The 26267-nt window shown below is 48.5% G+C and carries 16 protein-coding genes; 14 read left to right on the forward strand and 2 right to left on the reverse strand.

Annotated features, from left to right (window positions below):
• The first annotated feature begins 274 nt into the window (after positions 1-274).
• Together HP552_RS31190 and HP552_RS31195 are read left to right on the forward strand one after the other, a co-directional pair.
• Complete coding sequence (locus HP552_RS31190) at positions 275-1468, forward strand: NAD(P)/FAD-dependent oxidoreductase (protein ID WP_175399242.1); 1194 nt, start codon at positions 275-277, stop codon at positions 1466-1468.
• Positions 1465-1719, forward strand: coding sequence for a hypothetical protein (locus HP552_RS31195; RefSeq protein ID WP_175399243.1), 255 nt, complete (start codon positions 1465-1467; stop codon positions 1717-1719). The genes HP552_RS31190 and HP552_RS31195 overlap by 4 nt, the downstream gene beginning before the upstream one ends.
• Before the next feature lie 93 nt (positions 1720-1812).
• Here the strand turns inward: HP552_RS31195 and hemQ are convergent, their stop codons facing one another.
• On the reverse strand, positions 1813-2559 hold the full coding sequence (gene hemQ, locus HP552_RS31200; protein WP_175399244.1) for a hydrogen peroxide-dependent heme synthase: 747 nt from the start codon (positions 2557-2559) through the stop codon (positions 1813-1815).
• Between the two features lie 256 nt (positions 2560-2815).
• Here hemQ and HP552_RS31205 point away from each other — a divergent pair, with 256 nt between their 5' ends.
• From HP552_RS31205 to HP552_RS31215, 3 genes are all read left to right on the forward strand, one after another.
• On the forward strand, positions 2816-3109 hold the full coding sequence (locus HP552_RS31205) for a YuiB family protein (RefSeq protein ID WP_175399245.1): 294 nt from the start codon (positions 2816-2818) through the stop codon (positions 3107-3109).
• A 327-nt stretch (positions 3110-3436) separates the two neighbouring features.
• Complete coding sequence (locus HP552_RS31210) at positions 3437-4972, forward strand: replication initiation and membrane attachment family protein (RefSeq protein ID WP_175399246.1); 1536 nt, start codon at positions 3437-3439, stop codon at positions 4970-4972.
• A gap of 204 nt (positions 4973-5176) precedes the next feature.
• The gene (locus tag HP552_RS31215) at positions 5177-5851 is read left to right on the forward strand and encodes a pepsin/retropepsin-like aspartic protease family protein (RefSeq protein WP_175399247.1); all 675 of its coding nucleotides are present in this window, start codon (positions 5177-5179) and stop codon (positions 5849-5851) included.
• A gap of 118 nt (positions 5852-5969) precedes the next feature.
• Here the strand turns inward: HP552_RS31215 and HP552_RS31220 are convergent, their stop codons facing one another.
• Positions 5970-8726 (reverse strand): endo-beta-N-acetylglucosaminidase, encoded by a 2757-nt coding sequence (locus HP552_RS31220; protein ID WP_175399248.1) that lies wholly within the window; start codon positions 8724-8726, stop codon positions 5970-5972.
• A 211-nt stretch (positions 8727-8937) separates the two neighbouring features.
• Here HP552_RS31220 and HP552_RS31225 point away from each other — a divergent pair, with 211 nt between their 5' ends.
• The 9 genes from HP552_RS31225 (at position 8938) to HP552_RS31265 (ending at position 26266) form a co-directional block, all read left to right on the forward strand.
• Positions 8938-10767, forward strand: a complete 1830-nt coding sequence (locus tag HP552_RS31225; protein ID WP_376769001.1) for a sensor histidine kinase — start codon at positions 8938-8940, stop codon at positions 10765-10767.
• Position 10768: 1 nt separating this feature from the next.
• On the forward strand, positions 10769-12283 hold the full coding sequence (locus tag HP552_RS31230) for a response regulator transcription factor (protein WP_175399249.1): 1515 nt from the start codon (positions 10769-10771) through the stop codon (positions 12281-12283).
• 282 nt (positions 12284-12565) lie between these two features.
• Positions 12566-14038 (forward strand): ABC transporter substrate-binding protein, encoded by a 1473-nt coding sequence (locus HP552_RS31235; RefSeq protein ID WP_175399250.1) that lies wholly within the window; start codon positions 12566-12568, stop codon positions 14036-14038.
• A 78-nt stretch (positions 14039-14116) separates the two neighbouring features.
• Entirely contained in the window at positions 14117-15046 is a 930-nt protein-coding gene (locus tag HP552_RS31240; RefSeq protein WP_175399251.1) for an ABC transporter permease, read from the forward strand.
• An 84-nt stretch (positions 15047-15130) separates the two neighbouring features.
• Positions 15131-15985, forward strand: coding sequence for a carbohydrate ABC transporter permease (locus HP552_RS31245; protein WP_217506623.1), 855 nt, complete (start codon positions 15131-15133; stop codon positions 15983-15985).
• Positions 15986-16018: 33 nt separating this feature from the next.
• A complete protein-coding gene (locus tag HP552_RS31250) occupies positions 16019-18370 on the forward strand; it encodes a glycoside hydrolase family 3 N-terminal domain-containing protein (protein WP_175399252.1) in 2352 nt (783 codons plus the stop codon).
• A 4-nt stretch (positions 18371-18374) separates the two neighbouring features.
• Positions 18375-21515, forward strand: a complete 3141-nt coding sequence (locus tag HP552_RS31255; protein ID WP_175399253.1) for an alpha-mannosidase — start codon at positions 18375-18377, stop codon at positions 21513-21515.
• Positions 21516-21776: 261 nt separating this feature from the next.
• Entirely contained in the window at positions 21777-23096 is a 1320-nt protein-coding gene (locus HP552_RS31260) for a glycoside hydrolase family 125 protein (protein WP_175399254.1), read from the forward strand.
• A complete protein-coding gene (locus HP552_RS31265) occupies positions 23093-26266 on the forward strand; it encodes an alpha-amylase family protein (RefSeq protein ID WP_175399255.1) in 3174 nt (1057 codons plus the stop codon). Before HP552_RS31260 ends, HP552_RS31265 begins: the two co-directional genes overlap by 4 nt.
• The last annotated feature ends 1 nt before the right edge of the window (position 26267 follow it).

Genomic DNA, 26267 nt, shown 5'->3' on the forward strand with positions numbered 1-26267 from the left:
TTGACCTGTACTATGTGTTTTTTTGTCTAAATAAGAGCCAATTTGTAATTCGAAGACAAGACCCGCGTTTTGTTGAATCTTGTGTATAATTTCACAACTTTAAATGGACATGTACATGCAAAAAATTCAAATAAATTCGCGAAGTTAACATTTGTCGTCATAATGGATAAGACTTCATCCATATTTTGTAGTATGTGCAGTTGAATGTATAGAATCGAATGATGCAATATGTTGTAAAAGAAGATATGTGAGTGAAACCGGAAGGGGTTAAGACATGAGCAGCATTCCCAAAATCGTCATTCTCGGCGCGGGTTATGGCGGGATTTTGACAGCCCAGCGGCTGCAGAAGGAATTAAACTATAACGAAGCCGATGTCACATTGGTGAATCGGCATGATTATCACTATATTACAACACATCTACATATGCCAGCAGCCGGCACGGATACGATCGAACATGCGAGGGTGCCGATCTCCAAGCTGATTGATGAATTCAAGATTGATCTGGTCAAGTCGTCCGTGAAGGAAATCCGTCTGCAGGATCGCAAGGTCATTCTGGAAGATGGTACGTTATCCTATGACTACCTGATTATTGGCCTTGGCGGCGAACCGGAGACCTTTGGTATTCCAGGCATGCTTGATCATGCCATGACGATTCGCAGCATTAACTCGGTAAGACTCATTCGGGAGCATATCGAATACCAGTTTGCCATGTACAAAAACGATAATAAACGTAACCGCATTCGTTTTGTCGTGGGTGGAGCCGGATTCAGCGGTGTCGAATTTGTAGCGGAGCTTGCTGATCGCATTCCTCAGCTGTGCAAGGAATTCGACGTAAACCCGAAAAATGTGCATATCTACAACGTAGAGGCGGCACCTTCAGCCCTGCCTGGCTTCGATCCGGAATTGGTAGAGCATGCGATGAATGTGTTGAAGAAAAAAGGCGTTACCTTCAAAATCGGTGTTCCGATCAAGCAGTGCCTGCCGGATGGGGTTATTGTGGGTGAAGGGGAGAAAATCGATGCAGCCACGGTGGTATGGACCGGTGGAATCCGCGGTAACGCACTGCTCGAACAGGCCGGACTTGAAGTGATGCGCGGCAGGGTAAAAGTGGATGAATATTTGCGGGCTCCGGGACATGAGCATGTCTACGTCATTGGTGACAATTCTCTCGTATTCAACGGAGAAGGGCGTCCTTATCCGCCAACAGCCCAGATTGCGATGCAGCAGGGTGTCAATTGTGCGAAAAACGTGGTTGCTGCCATTCGCAAAAAACAGCCACAGCCTTTTGTGTTTACAAGTAAGGGAACCGTTGCTTCGCTTGGTAAAGGTGAGGCCATTGCCGTGGTTGGTGGCAAGAAGTATAAAGGCTGGAAAGCAGCTCAGCTGAAGAAACTGGTGGATCTCCGATATTTGTTCATCATTGGAGGCATTCCGCTCGTACTGAAGAAAGGGCGGTTTTTTGGATGAGACATTGCAGTGTTCAGGTTCGGGGTCTGCTTACGCGTGACGAACTGGATCGCTACAACGGCCTGATGCAGGTAGGCGGTTACCTTGAAGAACAGAATCAGTATGACCTGGCTTATATTGTGCAAAAGGAAGTGGATATTCTCATCCTGCCTGCGATTGAGCGGCTTAAGGAAAAGGGACGTGACCGGGACCGGGCCACGGCGGAGTTTCTGGAGTCTCTCAAGGCGATGGAAGAAGAGGACCGGGATTAAAACGGTTTCGAGCATATCCCGGTAAAATGAATGACATAAAAAAGCACCGATAACTGGCTCCCTATTGGAGCTGTCATCGGTGCTTTGTGTTAGTTATAGTTTGAGCATGTCTTCAAGTGAACTTTCGTTCAGCAGACTTCCTACATAGAAAGAGCCGAATTCGCCATAACGTGCGCTCACTTCATCAAACCGCATTTCGTATACGAGTTTCTTGAACTGGAGTGCATCGTCTGCAAACAGCGTTACGCCCCATTCCCAATCGTCGAAACCAACGGATCCAGTAATGATCTGTTTTACTTTGCCGGCGTAGCTGCGACCAATCATGCCGTGGCTGCGCATCATGGAACGGCGCTCGTCCATGGACAGCATGTACCAGTTGTCGGCCAATTCGCGTTTTTTGTTCATCGGGTAGAAGCAGATATACTGGCGCTGCGGCAATACCGGCTTGAGACGTGCCACGATTTCCGGGTTTTGCATCGGGTCTTCGCCTTCTTTGCCAAGATAGTTGCTCAGCTCCACGACGCTAACATAGGAATACGATTTGGTGGTATATTGCGCAAACATCGTTTTGTTGAACGCGTTCTCGACTGCCTTGAGATCCTCAAGTGTTTCACGCAGGTGCATCATGACAATGTCGGCTTTCTGTCCAACTACAGTGTAAACCACGGTGCTTCCTTTCGAGGAATCCTCGACATCCTTCCATTCTTTCCAGAACTCCTGAAGCTCGTCCAGTGCTACAGCACGTTCCTCATCATCGGCAGCTTTCCAAGCGGCCCAGTTAATCGAGCGGAAGTCATGCAGGGCATACCAGCCCTCCAGTGTTGATGCGGCTTCGTTCATTGGTTTTGTTCCTCCTGCAGGTTATATTTCCAAATCCCGGTTAGGGACGGTTTAGAAAAACTATATCGTTTACATTGTATCCCAACATCGAGCACAAGGGCAAATGAAGAGAACATGAATATAGGGGAAATTATCCAGAAAGTTCGTTGCTTCGCCACATTTTTTGCGGTACACTAACTACTAGCCAGAGAAGAAACCACAGTAAGTATGCAACATAATATGCGCTGAGTTCATAAGAAGAGGTGAACGTCACCCGATGCAGTTTATACCTGTGCTGGTATTGATGGTGTTATTTTTCGTTATGATGTTTGGGATCGGTTTCATTCTGAATATGTTGATGAAGACCACCTGGTTTCCTTCGTACCTGTTCATCATTGTCATCTTGCCTGTCGTGGTGTATTCCTTGTGGGATCACACGGCTTCTCTGATGTCACATCTGGGTTCTTTCCATATTGTTGATTATCTTACAGGTGTGGCTGGATTGGCAGGAGCGATCATCAGCGGTTGGACCATTCGCAAGCTGCGACTGGGCGGGTATAAAATGTTTTAAAACACACAATGAGCACAAAAGGTCCTGCCTTTCTCGTAACCGCTTACGCGAGCAAAGGGAGGGCTTTTTGTCATATTTGATAAAGTGGGTATAAATGAATCGTTATGCTGCATATACATGTGGATAACATTTTCTAAATAGTTTCACTTGTTTTATACGGCAGGAGCTTTTATAGTATTCTAGCAACTCTGCGAAAACGTGAATGCTGTCGACCTAGGACGAAACGGAGCGAGAACGGGCCATCTTTTTACCTGTTTTTGAACATTTGAAGATCAGGCATTTATGATAGAATAGATAAACACACTTTTGGGAAGAGGAGATCAAGCCATGCGCATGAAGAATTTGCTGCATTATACTGAACATCATCGCTACTGCGTATACAGGGAGTTTGGACTTAGTGCTCTGGACGACCGTATGCTTACCGGAGCATATCAGCCTATGGTAGGTGCTTTTGCAGTTGGCTTGTATCGGCTGTTGTTTCAGCATCTTCCCGGTGAACAGGTCGGTTACTCCCCCCTTGAACAGCAACGAAAACTGTTCATGACGCTTGGGCTGGAGCCAAGCGAGAAGGGCCGCAAGTATTTGGTGGAGCAGGCTTCCAAGCTGGAAGCGGTCGGATTGCTTCAGACATCACGTCTTTATATCCCGGAAAATGATGATTACATCTACGAATATGAACTGCAGCCTCCGTTGTCTCCGGCAGAATTCTTCCGGACACAGCATTTGACACTGCTGCTTCGTGACAAGATCGGTAAATTTGCTGTTCTCTCCCTGCGCTCCGGATTTTCCGCAGTCGAGAATGGGGACGCACCTTATCCGGCAGCCAACAAAGAGAATATTTCTGTTCCTTTTTACGATATATTTGAACTTAATACACATGTCATTGATTATGAGTTGGAGCAGGCGCTCTCTGAAGTATCCACATCTGCTCAGCGGAGTGGGACAAGTGTTGCGGCGGAAGAGTTCACTTTGAACTATGCCGACATTATTTTACGTTTTCCGCGCGAGTCGGTAAATCGTCGTCATGTAGAGAAGCTGAGGTTCGATCACGAACAACTGGGCATTGTAAATTATGTTGTGAACAAGTTCAATCTTAGCGTACAGGACGTGTGCCGTTTACTGGATGAGGATGATATCTTCAGTCCGCAAGGGCAGCTTATTCTGGACGATCTTCAGCATAAGGCAAGCCTGCAGTTCCGGCAGACGAAGAAAAGGCAGGAGCAGCAGACAGTGCAGGCTGCCAAGGTGGTAGCGCTGAGGCAGCATATGGACGAGCCTGAACAGCAGAACGATTCCGGGGAGCCGCCTGTGGAGCATGTGGTGCAGATGGAATACTATGTTGAGGTGCCGCCACAGTTTGCAACCAAATGCGATATTCATCAATACAACATGATGCTCCGTAACGAGCCGTATACCCGACTGTTACAGACCTTTTTCCCGGGTGCTGTGCCGGATAATCTGGTCGATATTTTTGAGAAAATTGATCTGAGCTACAAGCTGCCTGGTGAAGTCATTAATGTACTTATTCATTACTTGATGCAGCTGCTTGTATCAGGTGGAGAACAGCGGATCAACCGCAACTTCGTTGAAGCGATCGCTTCCAACATGCTGCTGAAGCAGGTCAATTCATATGAGAAGGCCGTCCAATATATTCGTGATCAGGCCAAAGTAAAAGGCAAGCAGGCTGCTGGTGCAGCCGGAACCCGTACCCGTACATACGGCAAAGGAACCAAAGCCAAGCCCGAGATTCCGATTGTGCAGGACGTTGTAGCTGAAAGCGATGGAGTATCCGAGGAAGAGTTCGAAGAGATGATGAGATTCGCCCAGCAGATGCAGGCGAGCAAACAAAAAGGAACTTCATAATTCACTTATAATAGACTAAAGGCGAGTCCCCTTATTTAAAAGGAGGCTCGCCTTTTTGCAAGTAAGCCTATCTATGAATACACTAGAAGTGTCGAGAGGTAATATTTTTACAAATTTGCTTTTTGAATAAATGCGAACAGATTATCGTTATCCATTGCTGCCATATCTTAATTAGAATAATGATTGAAACATTGGAGGGAGATCATGGGGGGATCTGACAAGTTAAATGGAATTAGAGTTGCAAATAGGCCGACAACACAACAAACATTTTTTTCAATCATATATGCCGTGTTTATCGGAGTTATTTTGGGTTTGGCAGCAAAACTTGTGGATACTCCGGGGATTAATCCCGTATTTGACGATATGGGCGGACGTCTTGGTATATGGGTATTTGTTGCAACACTGTTATCAGTCTTTAGTTATTCTCCCAAAGTAGCTGCTGTCAAAGCATTTGCTTTTTTTGGATCGATGCTTACCGTGTACTATGTTTACACTGTGCTTTTTCTACACTTTATCCCAGTGAGAGCCATTCTATTCTGGGGTTTATGTGCAGTGATATCTCCCATATGTGCTTATATAATTTGGTATGCGCATGGAAACGGATTGTTTTCATGTATGGTTTCATCCCTTCCAATCACTATGTTACTAATTGAAGGATTTGAATTGCGTAACGCTTACTTACCTATTCACACCCATTATTATTTAATCCCAGTACTAATGGGAGTTTATCTAATCATGATTATTGTTTTATTGCTCTTTATTCCGAAAAACAAAATGCAATTGCTGTCCATTCTACCCATAGCTCTTATCTTGTCTATCATTCTGATCTATTTTAATGTTTTAGGTCGGATATTTGGTGGGATGAATGGTGTATTGTAGGGCAAATTACATATTCTCTGAATATAATCACAGCCCTTTCAACTTCTTTTGGGAAGTGAGAGGGCTGTGATCTACCTTATTTTTCAATACCTATAAATAGTTAACCGGCTAAAACCGTTTATCTCAAAATGGTTGTGGCCTTATTACCTGCGTAATCTTCAATCACGAGCTTCAGCGAGCTGCTGCTTGAGGCAGGTGTGAAGGTCATTTCACTCAACTTCGTTCTTCCCCGAATAATATAAGGGAACTTTTGTGTAACGTAAGTCACTCCGAATTCGCGTGGTACCTCATTTTCGTAAACATAAATCTTATACCAATCCTCCAGATCAGGTAGGGCAAGCGCGTATTTTCCATCATTTACCGTAACCTTTTCCTTCGCGTATGGTGTAATCTGATGATCAGCCAGTTGTCCGGTAAACGTGACCGGTTTTTGTTTGCCGATGGCAATGTTAAGCACATAATGTTCACCATTGGTTGGCAGTCCCGTCAGGACGGCAGAAGATCTGCCTTTTTTGACCTGAATGGTCTTGATAAAAGGTTCCCTTGCGTATTCGGTTTGCAATGTGAGCTGGATCGGTTCTTTGCCTTTGGTTTTCTTCGGATATTTCCAGCTGACGGTGGCGTCGCCCTGTTTGTTAAATTTCACTTGAATGTCCTGAACCGCTGCATCCAAATTATAGGACAGAGTGGCGGGCTCACTCTCACTGCCGTCTGCGCCTATAGCACGGATGGACAGTTCGCCGGAGCGTTTTTTCAGGGATTTAATATAATAGGTGGAATCATAGATCCCGCCAACATAAGAACCATTTTCGTAGACATTGTACTGCTTCACCTTCGAATAGTCTTCGATGTCCCACTCGACAACGAGTTCATCCGTGTTGGTCAGTGACTTGGCAATATGGAAACCCGAAGGGGCGTCTGGTTTGGAAGCGGATCCGTCAAAGATGCGGATTTCACCCATGTTCATCTGATAATTTTCAACCGTTGTGCCATTGGGGTCAAATATCAATCCGAAAGCCGCGATTTGTTTGCCTGCATAGGCACTCAAATCCAGTGAAGCTGTTTTCCAGCCTTTCGTATGCTTGCCTGAATTCGGTACATCAACCCGGACCACTTGGGATGGATCGTCTTCAAAAATTAACCCTACCTGCAGGCTGGATTTATCGCTGCTCGATGGTTTGTTATACGTGAGCTCCAGTTTGGACTGAGCATTGACAGATAGATCGGTCTTGTAGAGACGCAGGAAATTTTCTGCATTCAGTGTGCCGTTTACAACGATAGAGCTGCCGCCATTGAAGGCACCAATGGAATTGTATTGATAACGGGCACCTTTCTCATATGTTGGACCATAATCGAAATCAACACTAAGTTTGTCACCTTCGCTATCCATCCACCACTGCCAGGTGACCGGAATATCCTGGATGTTGATGTTGGACCATTCGGAAGCATTGGACACTGTCCCATTTTCATAGTATTGCAGACCATGTCCTGTATTGAAGCTGGTAGCAAAATTCGAACCGTTAATGACGGAACGTTCTGTAAGGTAAGCGGCTATGCCATCCCAGTTGGCACCGGAAGCATAGACATCCGACAGATCAACCGACGCATTGCGGCGAGCATTGGTTGGGTCCTGATTTGGTCCTGACCACCAGGCGCGATCGCGTACAAAGGTCATCCATTGATACTGGTCTTCGGCCCTGTGATTGGTGCTGCCATCGCCCATCTCTTCATCAAGGGCATTGTGGGTAAAGTCCGCCCCCAGCGTCGCAATGCTGTTCATGGGTTGACCGTTCTCATCCAGATTGTTGCGCAAGTCATAGAGCTGCTTCCATCGTCCAAACCGGTCATGACCGCCTTCAACTCCGGCGAAGACGGTTTCCAGGGGATCCAGTCCAAGACTGACGGCATGATCGCGTGAATCGCGGAGCATCTCATGGTTCCAGACATAGTTGAGGAAAATGGAATCCGAAACTCTGCCCAGGGCCGTATCCTGTACAAAAGGGCTGTTGAGTTCATTGAACTCATTTTGATATTGAATCTCACCTGTCGTATTAATGGTAGAGTCATACCACTGGACATAGAGGCCTTGATCTCGCAGATATTGCATGAATTTTTTGTAGGATGGGATGTCTTCGGGAGCAACCCCTTTGGCTACCTCTTCCTGATTGAAGAAGTATCCATCGTAATTATAGTACTTGGCCATCTCGGCAAGTTTGACAGCAACGGGGAAATTCCCGTCTTCATCCTGGACGAGCATCTGCTTGTACGTTTGAGGACCACGGTCATTGTCGGAGAAGAATATGTTGGCAATGGAACGGACGCCGTTTTTGTGCGCGGCATTGGTGTAGGCTGGATTCGGAATGTTCAGAATGCCAAATTCGAAATATCGCTCTGTCCACTCCTTGTTCGGGTCGTACAGCTCTTCCGGTACTCCGGCAGAAGCCATGCCATGCCAGTAGCTATAATAGTCTGTATATTGCCAATAATTAAACAGATACTGGCTAAATTCGTTGGTATAAGGGGTGCTGTCAAAGAATGCGTTGCCATAATCACCACTCATCGTAAACAGTTGGGTGTCCGGACTAAGCTCGGGGTAGGCCTGCGTGGCAGCAAAGGCATCATTACGCGGCTGCAATGGTACATGTGCACGAAGCAGTTCTCCATAGATATCACTCTCCGGTGTCCAATTCAGGATCTGGGCAGAGGTGTAGCCATGCTGATAGGGCTGATTAGCGCCTTTGGCACTGTCACCTGTGTACGGAAGTGTATCCCCCGCATAAACAGATGAGGCGATCAATTGTCCTAGCAGGGCTGACGTGATGGCCAGTGCGGTTACCTTGGGAATGATGCCTTTCGGTTTGAGTTTGCGTGTCATGCTGTTCCTCCTTCAAGTGGACTCAATGTAAGGTATTCGTTTACACAAATATAAACTTATGGTTAACGATAGTGCATGAAAGCATTTTCAAATAGGGCGAAATTAAAGAAAGGCAGGTATAAACTAAAGAAAAGTTCAAGGTGAGAAGTTAATGTCAGAAGGCAAATGATATAATTCAGACAGGACATCCGCATCGGGGGGAACTTGCGATTTGAAAATTGTTAGCGTTTACAATAATTTCTTCAAAAATAATATGTTTATGAAAATGCTGTTTATTTTCTCGATGATATCCATTGTGACAATTATTACGTTGTCTTATATCATTTTTCTATCCGTGTCCGACTCGACGATCCGTCGGGAGCTGGCCATCCAGAAAGCAGCGATGGAAAGCGTGGACCGCTACATTCATCAGCAATATGAGTCTGTGCAAAATATGGTGAGGGACATGCATCAGAATGAGGCACTCTCGGCCAATATTTCATATTTGATGAACCACACCTATGCGGATTACGTTCAGCATCTGACGAATGGATATTACGCCAATCAGGATGACTACTCCGCAGATGTATTGAAACATTTTCAGAACATCATGGATCGGAACGCGGACATTCATCAGTTGATGTTATATAGTGCAGAGCGTCAGGACATGTCCATGTTCAGCCCTAATAAGCAATTCAAGAAGCTGGACACGAATGCGGCCCATTCCTATATTCCTGACGTCATGGCCATGGAGACGCCTAATATCAGTGCGCCGAACTACTGGATTCGCAAAGAGATTAATGAATGGAGTCCAGACTTGTACGCTATTCGTGTTCCAATAAACAATACACAGACCCTGCGTAATCTGGGCCAGTTCCTCGTTTTTTTTGACTCTGCAGGCATTGGTAATGCGCTGGATAGTTATGAGAGCAATTTTAAGGGCGAAATTGTGGTGTTGTCAGCAAAAGGCAACGTATTGTTCGACTCCAGCAGTAATTATTACGGGAAAAAGTATCCTTTTGTTGAAGTCGCTGATTCGCTCTTTGATCAGACGGACATGGATTCCATGAAAAAGGAAAAAAACATGTACGTGAACAAGTTTGTTTCGGCAGATCAGGGGTATGTCATCGTGGCCACGGTTCCTGTGGAAGAAATGGCTGAAACCTATGCGGGTATTCGCAATACGATTATTTCGATCAGCATCGTGTGCACCCTGTTTGCCGTGTTGGTTCCTGCATTTTTCATCATTAATTTTGCCAAACGGACCCGGCGCATTATCCGGTTCACCCAGAAGGTGAAGTATGGCAATCTCAGTGCGCGTATCGATGATGCCCGCGATGATGAGCTTGGCCAGATCTCGCATAGCTTCAACGACATGCTCGATGAACTGAACCTGTATATTGAGCGGGTGTACAAAGCCGAGATCAAACAAAAGGAGACAGAACTGGTTGCTCTTCAGGCCAGAATCAATCCTCACTTTCTCTATAACACCCTTGAGGTGATTCGAATGAGGGCTATCTCCCAGGGGGCAAGGGACGTTGGTGAGATGATCTACAGTTTATCCGTGCTGTTCAAGAGCCTTGTTCAGCAGAAAAAGAACTATACTTTGAAGGACGAAATGGAAGCCTGTCGTCTATATCTCGAACTCTTTCGAATCCGCTATAAGGACATTTTCACATACAACATCCAATTGGACCCTGTCCATAATCAACATCCTGTGGTCAAGCTCTCCCTGCAGCCGATCATTGAAAATTATGTTGTGCATGGGATCCAGACAGAACGCTCGGATAATCAGCTATCCATTGTGGTGGAAGAGTTGGGTGACGTGCTGCAGGTGGAAGTCAGAGATAATGGCAAAGGCATAGCTCCTGACAGGTTGGCCGAGATTCTGCAAGAACTGGAACGTCCAGAGGAGTCGGGGCAAATGTTTGGACTGCGCAGTGTACACAGTCGATTACGGTACCTGTATGGGCCGGAATTTGGAATAACGATAGAGAGCACGCTCGGAGAAGGAACCCTGATCAGGGTACGTTATCCTCATACGGAAGGGACAGGTGTTTAGCATGTACAAAGTGTTTATTGTGGACGATGAGCCGTTTATTATTGAAGGGTTATACGAGATTGTGGATTGGTCTTCGTTTGGAATGGAAATTGTAAATCATGCCGGTAATGGTCAGGCGGCGCTAAATGCCATCTCTACCCAACCCGTCGATATTCTGATTACGGATATTTCCATGCCTCTCATGAACGGGCTTGATCTCATTCGTGAAGCAAGGCGTGTCCAGCCTGATCTCAAAGTGATTATTCTCAGCGGGTTCAATGAGTTTGAATACTTAAAGGAAGCCATGCAGCTGGGGATCGAAAATTATCTGCTCAAACCGATTAATGTGGAGGAACTGGAATCGACATTGCGCAACACGGCTTCCAAGCTGGATCAAGTACCGGCAAAAACAAGTTATGATGCCTACGGCATTCAAATTTTGAAGGACAACATCCTTCATCGATGGTTGACGGGACAAATTGCAACGGCGGAATTCGAGGAGCGTTCGCTGTTCATGAATCTCACACTGGACGGTCCATGCTATGGCATCGCCATTCTTCGTACGAAGGGAGATGAGCCGGGCATATTTCAACAGGTCCAGTGTTTACTGGAAGACAAGCCGTATGTGAGCACTTTTCACGATTTGGATGGAGATATCGTCATGATCGCCAATGTGGACGACCAACAGACCGATAGACAGCTTTTCATGGATTGCGTTGCAGGTTTATCCGGACAGATCTCTGAGGCACATCCGTCGGCTTATATTGGAGTGGGGAGCATGGCAAAGGGCATTCATCAGGCACCCGCCAGTTACAGAGAAGCCAAGCGGGCTCTGCAGTATGTGATGATCTACCCTGATCTTAAAGTCATCGATCATGCGATCCTTGAAACGGGGAGCAGTGCAGGCAGTCGTTTCTCCATCGACTGGAAGGAATACGCCAAACTGATGTTATCCCGCAATATCGAACAGCTGGCCGAACGGATTCGAATCGATTTTGAACAGTATCGTGACGGAATGACCCCTGTGGAACTGATGAATACGGCCCTCGAATTGGTTATACGCTTCAAAATGGAATTGGAGAGCATCAAGCATACGGATGAGTCTGTCATCTACCAAAAAGGGCTAAGGCGGGTGCTGGATAGCAGCACTTTTGCCGAACTGGTGCAGGCCCTGCAGCAAGTGGGAACCGAAACAATTGAATCTCTGCTTCAGGATCTGAAAAATCCAATCGTCAACCAGGTGCTTCAGCATATCGACAAACACTACGCCGATGAGCTTTCCCTTAAACTGCTTGGCGCACATTATCATCTGCATCCAGTGTATCTTGGACAATTATTTCACAAGGAGACCGGAGAAACCTTTGCCGAGTATATCAATAAATACCGAATTGAGCGCGCCAAGGAGCAGCTGCGAAGTTCCAACCTGAAGGTGCATGAGATTGCAAGAAATGTGGGGTATTGGGAGACAGGCTATTTTTATAAACAATTCCGCAAATATGTAGGCATTTCTCCCACGGATTTCAAGGTTATTGGTTAATTCACAGGGAATCAGGACGAATACGTCTGACTGACTGAATAGGCATCCCGAAATACAAGGCATGATACAAGAAGCATGGTGCCATATGTAACTCGGGATGTCTTTTTGGTGTAAGTTATTTCGGGGTGGCAGGGATAAATTAAGGGTGAAAAGATGTTTTCCCTTTAATTTGTACCTCGAAAACTTAAGTTTATCTTCTTTTTGAAAATGCTTTCATTCGATAAGGTTATAGCAGTTAGTTCGTTAGTGCTTAAGGGAAAACGAAAAGGGAGGATCTAAATCATGCGTAAACAAAGAAAGAGTTTTTCTCTCGTCCTGTCCATGTTGATGGCCGTTACACTTGTACTGAGTGCCTGCGGTGGAAGTGAGAGTGCTTCGGAATCCGGCGGGGCTGGGGATGACTCAGTCGAACTGATCTGGTACACCATCGGTACTCCGCAAAAAGATGTGAACAAGGTCATGGAAGAAGTCAGCAAGTATACCAAGGAAAAAATTAATGCAACCGTAACCATGAAAATGGTCGATTGGGGTGACTACCCTCAGAAAATGCAGGTGAATGTCGCTTCCGGTGAGCCAATGGATATTCTGTTTACCGCGTCGGGCGGATTTGACTATGTACAGAATGCCAGAAAAGGCGCGTTCATGGAGCTGGATGAACTGCTTCCTGAATACGGCAAGGAACTGATGGATACCATTGACCCGGCTTTCCTCAGCGGTTCCAAAGTCGATGGTCACAACTACGGTATTCCTGCCAACAAGGAGCTTCCGCAGCAAGAAGTATGGCGTTTCAACAAAACGCTGCTCGACAAATACAATCTGGACATCTCCAATATTCGTACATTGGATAGTCTCGAACCTTTGCTCAAAACAATCAAGGAAAATGAGCCAAGTGTGACACCATTTGCAATGGATAAAAACTATGTTCCTTATGTCCCTTATGACTATGTCATTCAGAATCTGCCAATGGCCATTAAACTGGACACTACAGATTACAAGCTCGTGAACATCCTGGAGACTCCTGAAATGAAGGAAGCGCTCACAACAATGAATAAATATTACAAAGCTGGCTATGTATCTGCAGAGGCGGCAACAACAGGTTCAACCAATGACCTGACTACATCAGGCAACTGGTTCCTGGATCGCGCACAGACTCAACCGCTGGCTGACAATCAATGGTCTGCAAGTTACGGATACCCTGTCGTTTCCACACCGGCAAGTGATGCGATCATCACAAACACTTCTGTACAAGGCTCCATTATGGCGATCTCTGCCAACTCGGAATATCCGGAAAAAGCAATGGAATTCTTGAATCTGCTCAATACCGACCCAGTACTGCGCAACATGGTGGATTCCGGTATCGAGGGCACGCACTACAAAAAAGTGGATGACACACATATGGAAAACCTGGCTGAATCGAAAAACTACGACATGCCATCGTATTCTCTTGGTAACAACATGCTGCTCTATCTGAACAGCAACGATCCGGATAACAAATGGGATGAGTTCAAGAAGTTTAATGCTGAAGGCGTAAACTCCCCAATCCTCAGCTTCAACTTTGATGCAAGCAACGTTTCTGCTGAATTGACAGCTGTACAAAACGTGAAAGAACAATACTGGGCCGCATTGATGACCGGTACGCTGGACCCTGCGACCAACTTGGATCAGGTCATTGAGAAGTTCAATCAAGCCGGTCTTGAGAAGGTGATGGCTGAAGCCCAAAGCCAGCTTGATGCCTGGAGAGCGGAAAATAAGTAAGGTTACATTCGTAGGATCGGGCGGCTGCATGTAGCGTCCGATTCTTTTTTTCATTCAAGCCTGAAGGAGGATATCCAAATGACTGCATTTTTGAAAAATCTGATAAGAAACCGAGTCATGCTGTTCATGGTGCTGCCAGGCGCCATCTGGTTCTTCTTCTTCTCTTATTTGCCCCTGGTAGGCACTATAGCGGCATTCAAGGAATACCGGTTCAGTCGTGAAGGATTCTGGGCCAGTCTTGCAAAGAGTGAGTGGGTGGGCTGGGACAACTTCAAATTCCTGTTCAGCACCAATGACGCGCTGCTCATTACCCGAAATACGCTTCTATATAACATCGCCATCATTTTCCTGGGGCTGGTGTTTGCCGTAGGTTTGGCAATCCTGCTCTCGGAGCTCATTAATAAACGGCTCGCCAAAATATATCAAACAGGGATGTTCCTCCCTTATTTCCTCTCCTGGGTCATTGTAGGTTACTTTGTATTCAGTTTCCTGAGCATGGACCGGGGGATGTTGAATCAGATCATCGGCTGGTTTGGAGTGGAACCTATTCAGTGGTATTCGGAAGCCAAGTATTGGCCGTACATTCTAATCTTTGTCGCACTCTGGAAAACGATTGGCTACAACAGTATCGTCTATCTGGCTTCCATTCTGGGCATCGACCGTTCGCTCTATGAAGCTGCAATGATCGACGGTGCGAGCAAATGGCAGCAGATTCGCAACATTACGATTCCGTTGCTCTCGCCGATCATTACAATTATGACGTTGCTGGCTGTGGGCCGCATCTTCTATGCCGACTTTGGTCTCTTCTATCAGGTGCCAAGGGATTCGGGTACGCTCTATTCCGTTACAAATGTCATTGATACGTATGTGTATCGTGGTTTGAAAACAAGTGGTGAGATTGGCATGAGTACGGCTGCCGGATTGTATCAATCGATCGTGGGCTTTGTGCTTGTTATCATCTCCAACTATGTGGTGCGCAAGATCGATAAAGATAGCAGCTTATTCTAGGACAAGGGAAAGGAGTGAACCACTGTGGCTCAACTCGTAAAAAAACGCGACTTCCATCATGTATCCAGCGGCTGGAACATCATTATGAACATCATGGCCGGTTTATTCGCTCTGATCTGTGTATTTCCTTTTATATTTGTCGTCATCATCTCGTTTACGGATGAAAAGGCATTGGCCCGTGATGGGTACCGCCTGATTCCGGCGGAATGGAGTCTCGCAGCATATCAGTTTGTCTGGCAGAGTGGAGATACGCTGCTGCGTGCGTATGGGGTTACCATTCTGGTCACGGTACTGGGGACGATCATCAGTCTGATTCTCATGTCCCTGTATGCATATGCCATTTCCCGCAAGAGCTTCAGATACCGGAGGTTTTTCTCCGTGTTTGCGATCCTGACCATGTTGTTCAACGGCGGGATGATTCCGACCTATATGGTCGTATCCCAGCTGCTTGGACTGAAAGATACCGTATGGGCACTGATTCTGCCGCTGGCAATGAATGCCTTCTATATTATGATTCTGCGTACGTTCTACTCCACCAGTGTGCCGGATGCGGTTATTGAATCCGCGAGAATTGATGGCGCCGGCGAGTTTTATACATTTATGAAAATCGTGATTCCATTGTCCCTGCCAGGGCTGGCAACCATCGGCTTGTTCAGTACACTCGGTTACTGGAACGATTGGTTCAATGCGTTGTTATATATCGATAACCCCAATCTGGTACCCCTGCAATCCATGCTGATGCGGATTGAGTCGAGCATCCAGTTTATCCAGCAAAACTCCGCAAACAGTTCCATGAGTCTGGCAGCCATGCAGTCCATTCCGCAGGATACATCCCGAATGGCGATGGTCGTGCTGGCAACGCTGCCGATTATATTCGCGTATCCGTTCTTCCAGCGCTATTTTGTACAAGGTCTGACGGTGGGAGCGGTCAAAGAGTAACCGGAACACTCTATAGGATTGGAGAGTTACAGGATGATGACATACAAGGACAAGAGCAAGTCCGTAGAGGAACGGGTACAGCACCTGCTGAGCCTGATGACTACGGAAGAAAAGGTAGGCCAACTCATCCAGCCTTTTGGCTGGCAGACATATATAAATGATCAGGGGAACATCACGCTGAGTGAGTCCTTTAAGGAGCAAGTGGAAAACGGCGGCGTCGGCTCTCTCTATGGTGCGCTTCGAGCCGATCCATGGACCGGAGTTACGCTTGAAAATGGTTTATCCGCAAGAGATGGTGCAGAAGCCGTAAACTTGATTCAACGCTATGCTGTAGAACATTCCCGTTTGGGTATTCCCATCCTGATTGGGGAGGAATGCTCTCACGGTCATATGGCGATTGACGGAACAGTGTATCCCGTACCTCTGCTGCTCGGCAGCACTTGGAACGTGGATCTGTACCGTGAGATGTGCCAGGCGGTAGCACGAGAGACGCGTGCCCAAGGCGGTGCGGTTACGTATTCTCCGGTACTGGATGTCGTACGTGATCCGCGTTGGGGACGTACCGAGGAATGTTTCGGCGAAGATCCGTATCTCATTGGGGAACTGGCGGTTGCCTCCGTGGAGGGACTTCAGGGAGAAAGTCTTGACCGGGAGGATGCGGTAGCTGCGACGCTGAAGCATTTTGTCGGTTACGGCAGCTCGGAAGGTGGACGCAATGCGGGTCCTGTACACATGGGCTGGCGCGAGTTAATGGAGGTGGATCTGTATCCATTCCGCAAAGCGGTGGAAGCCGGTGCAGCGTCCATCATGCCGGCTTATAACGAAATTGATGGCACGCCTTGTACGGTGAATACGGAATTGCTGGACCATGTTTTGCGCAAAGACTGGGGCTTTGACGGTCTGGTTATTACGGACTGCGGCGCAATCAACATGCTGGCAGGCGGGCATGATGTCGCAGCCGATGGGATGGATGCATCTGTCCAGGCCATTCAGGCAGGCATCGATATGGAAATGTCCGGTGAGATGTTTGGACAGTATCTGGTGCAGGCTGTTTCGGAGGGCAAGCTTGATGTGCAGGTTTTGGACCAGGCTGTTTGCCGCGTACTGGCGTTAAAATTCAAACTGGGATTGTTTGAACAGCCTTATGTGGATGCCGACCGGGCAGCAGAAGTGATTGGCAGTGAGCAGCATATCCAGCTGGCACGCCAATTGGCTGCAGAAGGAGTTGTCCTGCTCAAAAATGCGGAATCCGCGCTTCCGCTATCTACAACAGGGGCTGGTCGAATTGCCATAATTGGACCAAATGCGGATCATGCCTACAATCAGCTGGGGGATTACACGTCACCACAACCCAAAACCAAAGTGGCAACGGTACTGGATGGGATCCGCTGCAAGCTTGCAGGGAACGAAGCTGTACATGTGGATGGAGCATCTCGAGCTAATCCGTCCAGTCAACCGGAACAGGTACTCTACGCGCCAGGCTGCCGAATTAAAGGCGATTCCAGAGAAGGCTTCGAGCATGCCATTGAGATTGCCGGCAGGGCAGATACTGTCATCATGGTGGTTGGCGGCTCAAGTGCCCGTGATTTCGGGGAAGGAACGATCGATCTGAAGACCGGTGCATCCAATGTGTCTGATGATTCTTGGAATGATATGGAGTGCGGCGAAGGTATTGACCGTATGACGCTAGGGCTTGCGGGAGTACAGCTGGAACTCATTCAGGAAATTCACAAGCTTGGCAAAAAGCTGATCGTTGTCTACATCAATGGCCGTCCCATCACTGAACCTTGGGTGGATGAACATGCCGATGCCATTCTGGAGGCATGGTACCCAGGTCAAGAGGGCGGGCATGCCATTGCAGACATTCTATTTGGCGATGTGAATCCGTCGGGCAAATTGACGATCTCCATTCCGAAGCATGTCGGTCAGTTACCCATCTACTATAACGGCAAACGTTCCCGGGGCAAGCGTTACCTCGAAGAGGATCTGGAGCCTCGTTATCCGTTCGGTTATGGACTAAGCTACACCACTTTCGAATATAGCGAGCCGAAGCTTAGCAGGGCATCCATGACAGCTGGCGAATCAGTTAAAGTATCAGTCAATGTAACTAACACGGGTCCTTGTAAGGGGGCGGAAGTAGTGCAGATGTATGTCACGGACGTGATTAGCCTAATGACTCGTCCTGCCAAGGAACTGAAGGGGTTTGCAAAAGTAAACCTGGAGCCTGGTGAGACACAAACGGTTGAATTCCGGATTGGGGCAGAGCAGCTGCAATATATCGGACGGCAATTAAAGCCCGTCGTTGAACCGGGTCAATTTCATATTCATATCGGCGGCAATGTGAAGGATACGCAAATGGCCGAGCTGACGGTAAAGGAGGCGTAAAACAGTGGAACGCATCAGACGATTTATCCGCGAACTGTCCGAACATCAGTGGCTGGAGCAAGTGGAGCTCCGCAGCTGGGAAATTACCCGCGCTTATTATGACGTGCCGGGAAAATATGAGAATCAAGGGCCTTATCCGGAGGGAGAAGGCCTCGATCGTTTTCCAAGCACGCAGGGAACCACCTACTTTTTTCGGACGCATCTGGAGGTCCCTTCTTCCTGGAACCAGGCTCCATTCGGGCTTGTATTTGAATCGGGAGGCGAAGGTTTGCTGCGGGTGAACGGGCATTCTTATCAGGGTCTGGACCGCAATCATACGTACGTTACGCTGGACCCGTCCAGCATCGGCACGAATCCCAAGCTTGAAATCGAGCTGTTCGATCCGGTGCCTGAACCGGTGGATCCATTGAATCAACAGGCGGTTATTCAGCCGCCGATCACATCGATTGCCAGCTTGCTGGTAAGACCGAACGAAGCGGTTCGGAGTCTGATGTATACGGTCATCATTGTGCGTGATTCGGCCGTGCTGCTGCCGGAAAGTGACTTCCGGAGGGTTCGTCTGCTGGAAGCCATCTATCGTGCGATGGACCAATTTGTTGGCATGACAGATGAAGGGATTCAGCAGGGGAAGGGTATTCGCCATATTGAGGAGAGCCTGAGGCATCAGGTGCGCGAGATTGGCGGCAATGCGGAAGGGCTCGAACATATGGTGGGGCAGTCTCATATCGATATTGCCTGGTTATGGCCTGTGCGCGAGACCGTACGCAAAACGAGTCGCACCTTTTCGACCGTGGATGCACTCATGAATGAATATCCGGACTATGTGTACTCCCAGAGTCAGCCCTTGCTGTATGCCTTTTTGAAGGAGCATGATCCAGAATTGTATGCCCGGGTGAAGCAGCGGATTGCCGAAGGGCGCTGGGAGCTGGTTGGCGGCATGTGGGTTGAGCCGGATCTGAACATTCCAAGCGGAGAGTCCCTGATTCGCCAGATGTTATATGGTCAGCGTTTTTATATGGAGGAATTCGGCAGGACATCTCAGATTGAATGGCTGCCGGATACATTCGGGTACTGTGCTTCCCTGCCTCAGATTTTGAAGCATGGCAAGGTGGACTATTTCATGACGACGAAGCTGGGATGGAACGATACGAATGTATTCCCATACGATCTCTTTCACTGGGTTGGCATTGACGGAACACCGATTCTTTCCTACCTCAATCATGGTGTCAATGAACACACATTACCGAAGGATATTCATGATCACTGGCAGTCCTATCGCGAAAAAGCGGCACATCCCGAGCATATGCTCCTGTATGGGCACGGAGATGGCGGCGGTGGGGTAACACGCGAGATGCTGGAGTACGTGGACCGGGCAGATTTGATGGTAGGACAGCCTGCAAGTCGCTACAGCACAGCCGCAGCTTTTTTTGCAGGAATTGAAGCAGGGCAGCCTGCACTTCCTGAATGGCACGGTGATCTGTACCTGGAACTGCACCGGGGTACGTATACGACTCATGCACGCAACAAGCGAAACAACCGCAAAGCAGAGGTCCTGTATCGTGAAGCCGAGCTGTGGAATACACTCGCTCTACCGGACATGGAGGAGCAGGCAGAAGCCAAAGTGCGTTCGGCGCTGCATGATGGCTGGAAGCTGATTTTGCTGAATCAATTCCACGATATCATTCCTGGTTCAGCAATCACGGAATCATACGTGACTTCGGATGAGGAGTATGTACAAGTATTTGAACTGGGTAGAACCGGACTGGATCAAGGTGTTGCAGCATTGACGAAGGGCATTAACACGCAAGGTCCAGAGGGTTCAGTGGCCTATGTTGTGTTTAACAGTCTGGGCTGGAAACGCAGTTCAGTCGTTCAGCTCCCCTTGCACGATGGAATTGATCGTTACGCAATAGATGAAGAGGGTCAGCGTCTGCGGATGGATCGGGAGGATGGAACCATTTCAATTCTCGTGACGGACATCCCGGCGTTTGGATATAAGACGATTTGGCTGGTACCGGAAAATACAAGGGAAACGAATGTACGCGAAATGATGAACCTTGCCGGGCAACCGACCTTTAACGATACCTGGAATACCGCATTTTATCATATTCAGTTTAACGAACGTGGAGAGATCACTCGCCTGTGGGATAAAACTGCAGAACGAGAGATGCTGAAGCCGGGTGAACGGGGCAATCAATTTCACTTTTTCCATGACCGTCCAACGCTCTGGGATGCATGGGATATTGACAGCCGTTATGAAGAACAGATTGCTGGCGAAGTGGAACTCTTGGAGAAAAAGCTGGTGCTGGCCGGTACAACGAAGGATGTACTGCGGTTCCGCTGGAAGCTCCATCAATCGGTGATTACGCAAGATATCGTCTTCTACCATGATTCACGGCGGATTGACTTCCAGACACAGGTGAGCTGGAATGAAAATCACAAGCTCCTGAAAGTTGGTTTTCCAATCGATGTGGTGACCTCCAAGGCAACATTTGAGATTCCCTTTGGCGCACTGGAACGTCCAACGCATCGCAACACCAGCTGGGAACAGGCTCAGTATGAAGTTTGTGGACATCGGTTCGCAGATGTATCGGAATATGGATACGGCGTGAGTCTGCTCAACGATTGCAAATACGGGTATGACGTACAGGGAAGCACAATCCGTTTGTCCCTGCTGCGTGCACCAAAGTGGCCTGACCGGACGGCCGATCTGGGAGAACATGAATTCACGTATTCCCTGTATCCACACGAAGGAGATTGGCGAAGTGCACATACGGTACGTCAGGCTGCCGAGCTGAATCATGAGGTGACGGTACAGCAGGCGGAGCGGGAACAACAGAGTACGGAGAAAGCAGTAACTACTGCCGCTCACACTCGCCCGGCAACCGGAGCATGGATTGATTTTGATAGCAAGCACGTCATTCTGGATACGGTCAAAATGGCAGAGGATGGACACGGCACGGTACTTCGTTTCTATGAATCTTCAGGCAAACGTGAACGTGTAACCTTGCAATGGCCGCATGCCTTTGAACTAGCCTGTCTTTCCAACGCGTTGGAAGAAGCGGGCGAGCCGCTGACCAGTACTGATGGTCAGATTACGTTATCTTTTAAACCTTACGAAATCAAAACCGTGCTGCTGCGGTAAACCTTTTTGAAATATCTTTGAGCTATGTAAGATGTACTGAAAATGATATTTACACGTTAACGAAGAGTGCAGAACCAGTCTGGAGAAGCAGAGCGGTCGCGTTTATCACGGGATTTTTCCCTTTGGAGAAGGGAATCCAAAAAATCCGGGGATAACAGCGATCGGAAGATGGTACTGCAATCGTAGTGGCTAAGTGTAAAGTTTATGGGTTCATCTTATATAGCTACACTATTCAATACGTTTAAGGAGTTGCACTCATCCATGGAACAATTCAGATTACCCAAAATACCCATGCCGCCCGTTGCATTGCCGCAATCCATTCAGGCAGTGATCGCAGAAGCGGAACAGAAGCTGGCTCACAGACCGAAGCTGCTTCAGCTGTTCAAGAACTGTTTTCCCAATACAATCGAAACGACGACGAAGCTGATGGAGGATGGCACGACTTTTGTTATCACCGGGGATATTCCGGCTTCCTGGCTGCGCGATTCCGTGGAACAGGTTGTACATTACATTCCGTTTGCGAAGGAAGATGAGGACCTGCAGCGGATCATCGGCGGGCTGATCAAGCGCCATATCCAGTATGTTCATATTGATCCGTATGCCAATGCCTTCAATGAGACAGCCAATGACTGGCATTGGAACACCACGGATGAGACCGACATGTCGCCATGGGTGTGGGAACGCAAATTCGAGATTGATTCGCTCTGCTTTGTTATACGGTTGGCCTATTTATATTGGAAGGAAACCGAGCTGACCGACATTTTCGATTCAAGCTTCAAGGCAGCGATGCGCAAAATCGTGGACCTGTTCAAAGTGGAACAGCATCACATGGAACAATCTCCATATCGCTTCACGCGGAATAACGGCATTCCGACAGACTCTCTCCGTAATCACGGGAAGGGCATGCCGGTCAACTATACGGGCATGATCTGGTCCGGCTTCCGTTCCAGCGACGATGCATGCGATTTTCACTACAACATTCCAGGCAACATGTTTGCGGTTGTAGCTTTGCGCCAGATGCAGGAGTTCGCCGAGTGGGTGTTCCGGGATATGGCGCTGCTGCAGGAGCTTAAGGATCTGGAGCAGGACGTGGATCACGGCATTCAGCTGTACGGTATTTATCGTCATCCGGAATTCGGGCCCATCTATGCGTACGAGACGGATGGTTTCGGCAATTACTGTCTCATGGACGATGCCGGTACACCAGGACTGATGTCCATTCCGTACCTGGGTTACGTAACAGCAGATGATCCGATCTACCAAAATACCCGCCGTTTTGCTCTGAGCAAAGAGAACCCGTTCTATTACGAGGGCAAGGTTGCGAAGGGGATCGGCAGCCCGCATACACCGCCGGATTATATCTGGCATATGGGTTTATCCATGCAGGGACTAACGGCACAGTCTGCCGAGGAGAAGCTGGAAATCATTCGCATGCTCGAAGCGACGGATGCAGATACAGGTTACATGCATGAAGGCTTTCACGCCGATGATCCGACGATTTTTACAAGAAAATGGTTTGCATGGTCCAACAGCCTATTCTCCCAGTTGGTCTATAAATCCATGAAGGATGGCCTGTTATGAGCCGTGCACATGTGAATGACCAAAAGCTGATTGTTTTCTCCGATCCGGATTTTCCGGTGGAAGGCCAATTGCCATCCCGTCAGGTTCTGGATGCATGGCAAGGTGCTGAAGAGATTGTCGTTGCAGGTGCAGGCGAACTGGCTGAGGTGTTGAAAGCAGCTGCAGGCAAGGGCTGTCTGGTGAATCTGCATGCACCCTATTTCCCCAAATCCGCCTGGACGGAAATTGCAGCCTATCTGCATCAGGGAGGAAGCCTGATCAGTGTGGGTGGAGCTCCCTTCAAGCGTCCTGTCCGGGATGAGGATGGAGCTTGGGTTGTGGAGTCAGAGCAGACCGCGTATCACCAGGAACTTTATATTCATGAGGCGCTGAACGTATCTTCAGCGAACGTACAAACCTACACATCCTCTGTGCAGATCCCGCTGCTTGCTGGCAAAGAGGGACTGTTCGAGATTGCAGACACGTGGAATCTGGTCCCGCATACCACCAAATCCAGTGACCTTCCTCACCAGATGGGGTCGGCCGGGCCAATGAGCACGCAGATCTATCCGCTGCTTTGCGGAGTGAGCAAGGATGGACGCAGCATCGCTGCTCCGGTCGTCCTGTGGGAGAACTCCCGCAGTACGTTTGCCGGTTCACGATGGATTTTTGTGCATCTGCCGCTGACTGCTTCGTTCTGGGAGGAGAACGGTGCTGCCGAGCTTGTGAAGTGGGCACAATTCTGTGCCAAAGGGGTAACCGAACTGTCCCTGAAACCGAACTATGCCTCTTACGAACCAGGTGAACGGGCTGTGCTTACCCTTCAGGGCCAGATTCTACAGCGGGCAGGACACAGACGCACAGCGTCCGAGCGGTGGACATTTGACCTGACCGTTGAACGGGAGGATCGCACAAGTGGCACAGCTGAGAAGGTATGGAGCCATCGGCTGGAGATGGAACTTTCCGGAGAGCAGCAGTTTGCACGCCTCCCACTCCCGGTTTCAGTAGAGAGTGGGCTGTACCGGATCGTATGCCGTGCGGTAGCACCTGACGGGGAAGTCCGGATCTTGCGCCAAGGTTTCTGGGGCCAGGATGCTGCATTGCTGGCAGAAGGGGAAGTCATTACCCGCAGCAGAGATTATTTCGTAAAAGATGGACGACCCCTGCCTGTAGTGGGCATGACGTACATGACCTCCGATGTTGCCCGGAAATTTCTATTTCTACCGAATGCCGACGTATGGGATCGGGACATGGCACAGATGGCGAAAGCCGGGATTAACTGGATTCGGACCGGAATTTGGACGGCCTATCGCAATATGATGCAGGTGGATGGCCACATGGCAGAGGATGTGCTGCGTACCATTGATGCATTCCTGTTAACGGCGAAACGCCACGGCCTGCAGGTAACGTTCACTTTCTTCTCCTTTACACCGGAAACGTGGGAAGGAACAAATCCATATTTGGACCCGCAAAGTGTCGATGCACAGAAGCGTTTCATCCGCAGCATCGTCAGTCGGCATACGCATACCACGCATGTGGATTGGGATCTGATCAACGAGCCATCCATGTTCGACCCGGTGCGCATCTTCTCAGCTGGCCCGCGTTCGGCCAGGGATTCGCATGAACAGCAGGCTTTTATCGATTGGCTTCAGCAGCGGCATAAAACAATTGAAGCACTGCAGGAGGCATGGAACATGTCACCGAAGCAGCTTCCGAACTTTGCGGCCGCGGTCATCCCGGAGCCGGAAGAGATTAATTTTGATGTACAGGACATGCACAAGGCCAAAAAAGGAACCCGCTGGCTCGATTATTGTCTCTTTTCCATGGAGATGCACAATGTCTGGGCAAGAGAGCTCGTAGGAACAATCAAGGATCTGGTACCAGATCATTTGGTCACTGTGGGGCAGGACGAAGCCCTTGGTGCACAGCGTCCTTCACCGTTCTTCTATGAACGCGAAGTGGATTACACAACCGTACATTCCTGGTGGCTGAACGATGATCTGGTTTGGGACGGCATTTTCACCAAAACACCACACAAACCAAATCTCATCCAGGAAACGGGCATCATGTATGTGGAAACCCCGGATGGCCGGGCCAAACGCACGGAAGAAGAACTGCGCGGCATTCTGGAACGCAAATATGCCTATGCATTCTCAACTGGCGGTGCAGGAGCAGTGCAATGGATCTGGAATACCAACTTCTACATGGATAATGCCAATGAGTCTCATATCGGGGCGCTTCGTGCAGATGGTACAGAAAAGCCGGAGGCCGATGTGTCTTATGATTTTGGCCGGTTCATGCACAAGGTTCGTGACCTCTTCGAAGATCGTGAGCTGGAGGAAATTGCGGTGGTATTCCCATACTCCAATGACTTCTCCAACCGTTCCCTGGCCTATGATGCAACAACCAAGCTTACTCGTGTGATGTCCTATGATCTGAAACTGCCGTTCCGTGCCTTATCGGAATATCATCTGGAGGCGCTTGAGCAGCAGCCGCCGAAGCTGATTATCGTACCGAGTCCACACAATATGGATGACGACGCACTAAGCCAACTGCTCGCGTTCACGGAGAAGGAAGGAGCGACCCTGCTCATCACTGGACCACTGGGGCTGGACGCATACTGGAAGGCAAGTGACCGGGCAGATCATATCGTGGGTAAACGCAGTCTGGGTAACGTGCAGCGAGAAGAGCTGCTGAACATTAATGGAGTGAATCACCGTGTGACCTATGGACGGCGCCGTATTGCCGAAGTGGCGAAGGAGTCCTTGCTTCATGGGGATAATACTACACCAGATGAAGTAACCGTTCTGCCATGGGGAAAAGGGAAGTTAATATGGACCCCACTGCCGCTGGAGTTAAACGGACGGGATGAGCCACTTGCGGAATTATATCGTTATGCGATTGGAATTGCGGGTATCCAACAGGAGCTGGAATGGAATGCCTTCGGTGACATTGCAGGAATCTACGGACGGAAGCTGAGTTTTCCAAAAGGACATCTGTATGTGTTTGTATCAGAGTCTGCCCTAACTCATGAGGTAAACGTCAGAGACCGTCGTACAGGTACCTCATATGCGTTCCGATTGGAGAGAAATCGTTCTGTGCTTTTCACCACAGATGCTTCAGGAAATCTGCAGACCGTGTATCGTCCGGATGAGGTTGAGATTGTACAACAAGCTGGAGAGGTGGGATAAC

The sequence above is a fragment of the Paenibacillus xylanilyticus genome (assembly GCF_013359935.1).
Classification (GTDB): Bacteria; Bacillota; Bacilli; order Paenibacillales; family Paenibacillaceae; genus Paenibacillus; species Paenibacillus xylanilyticus.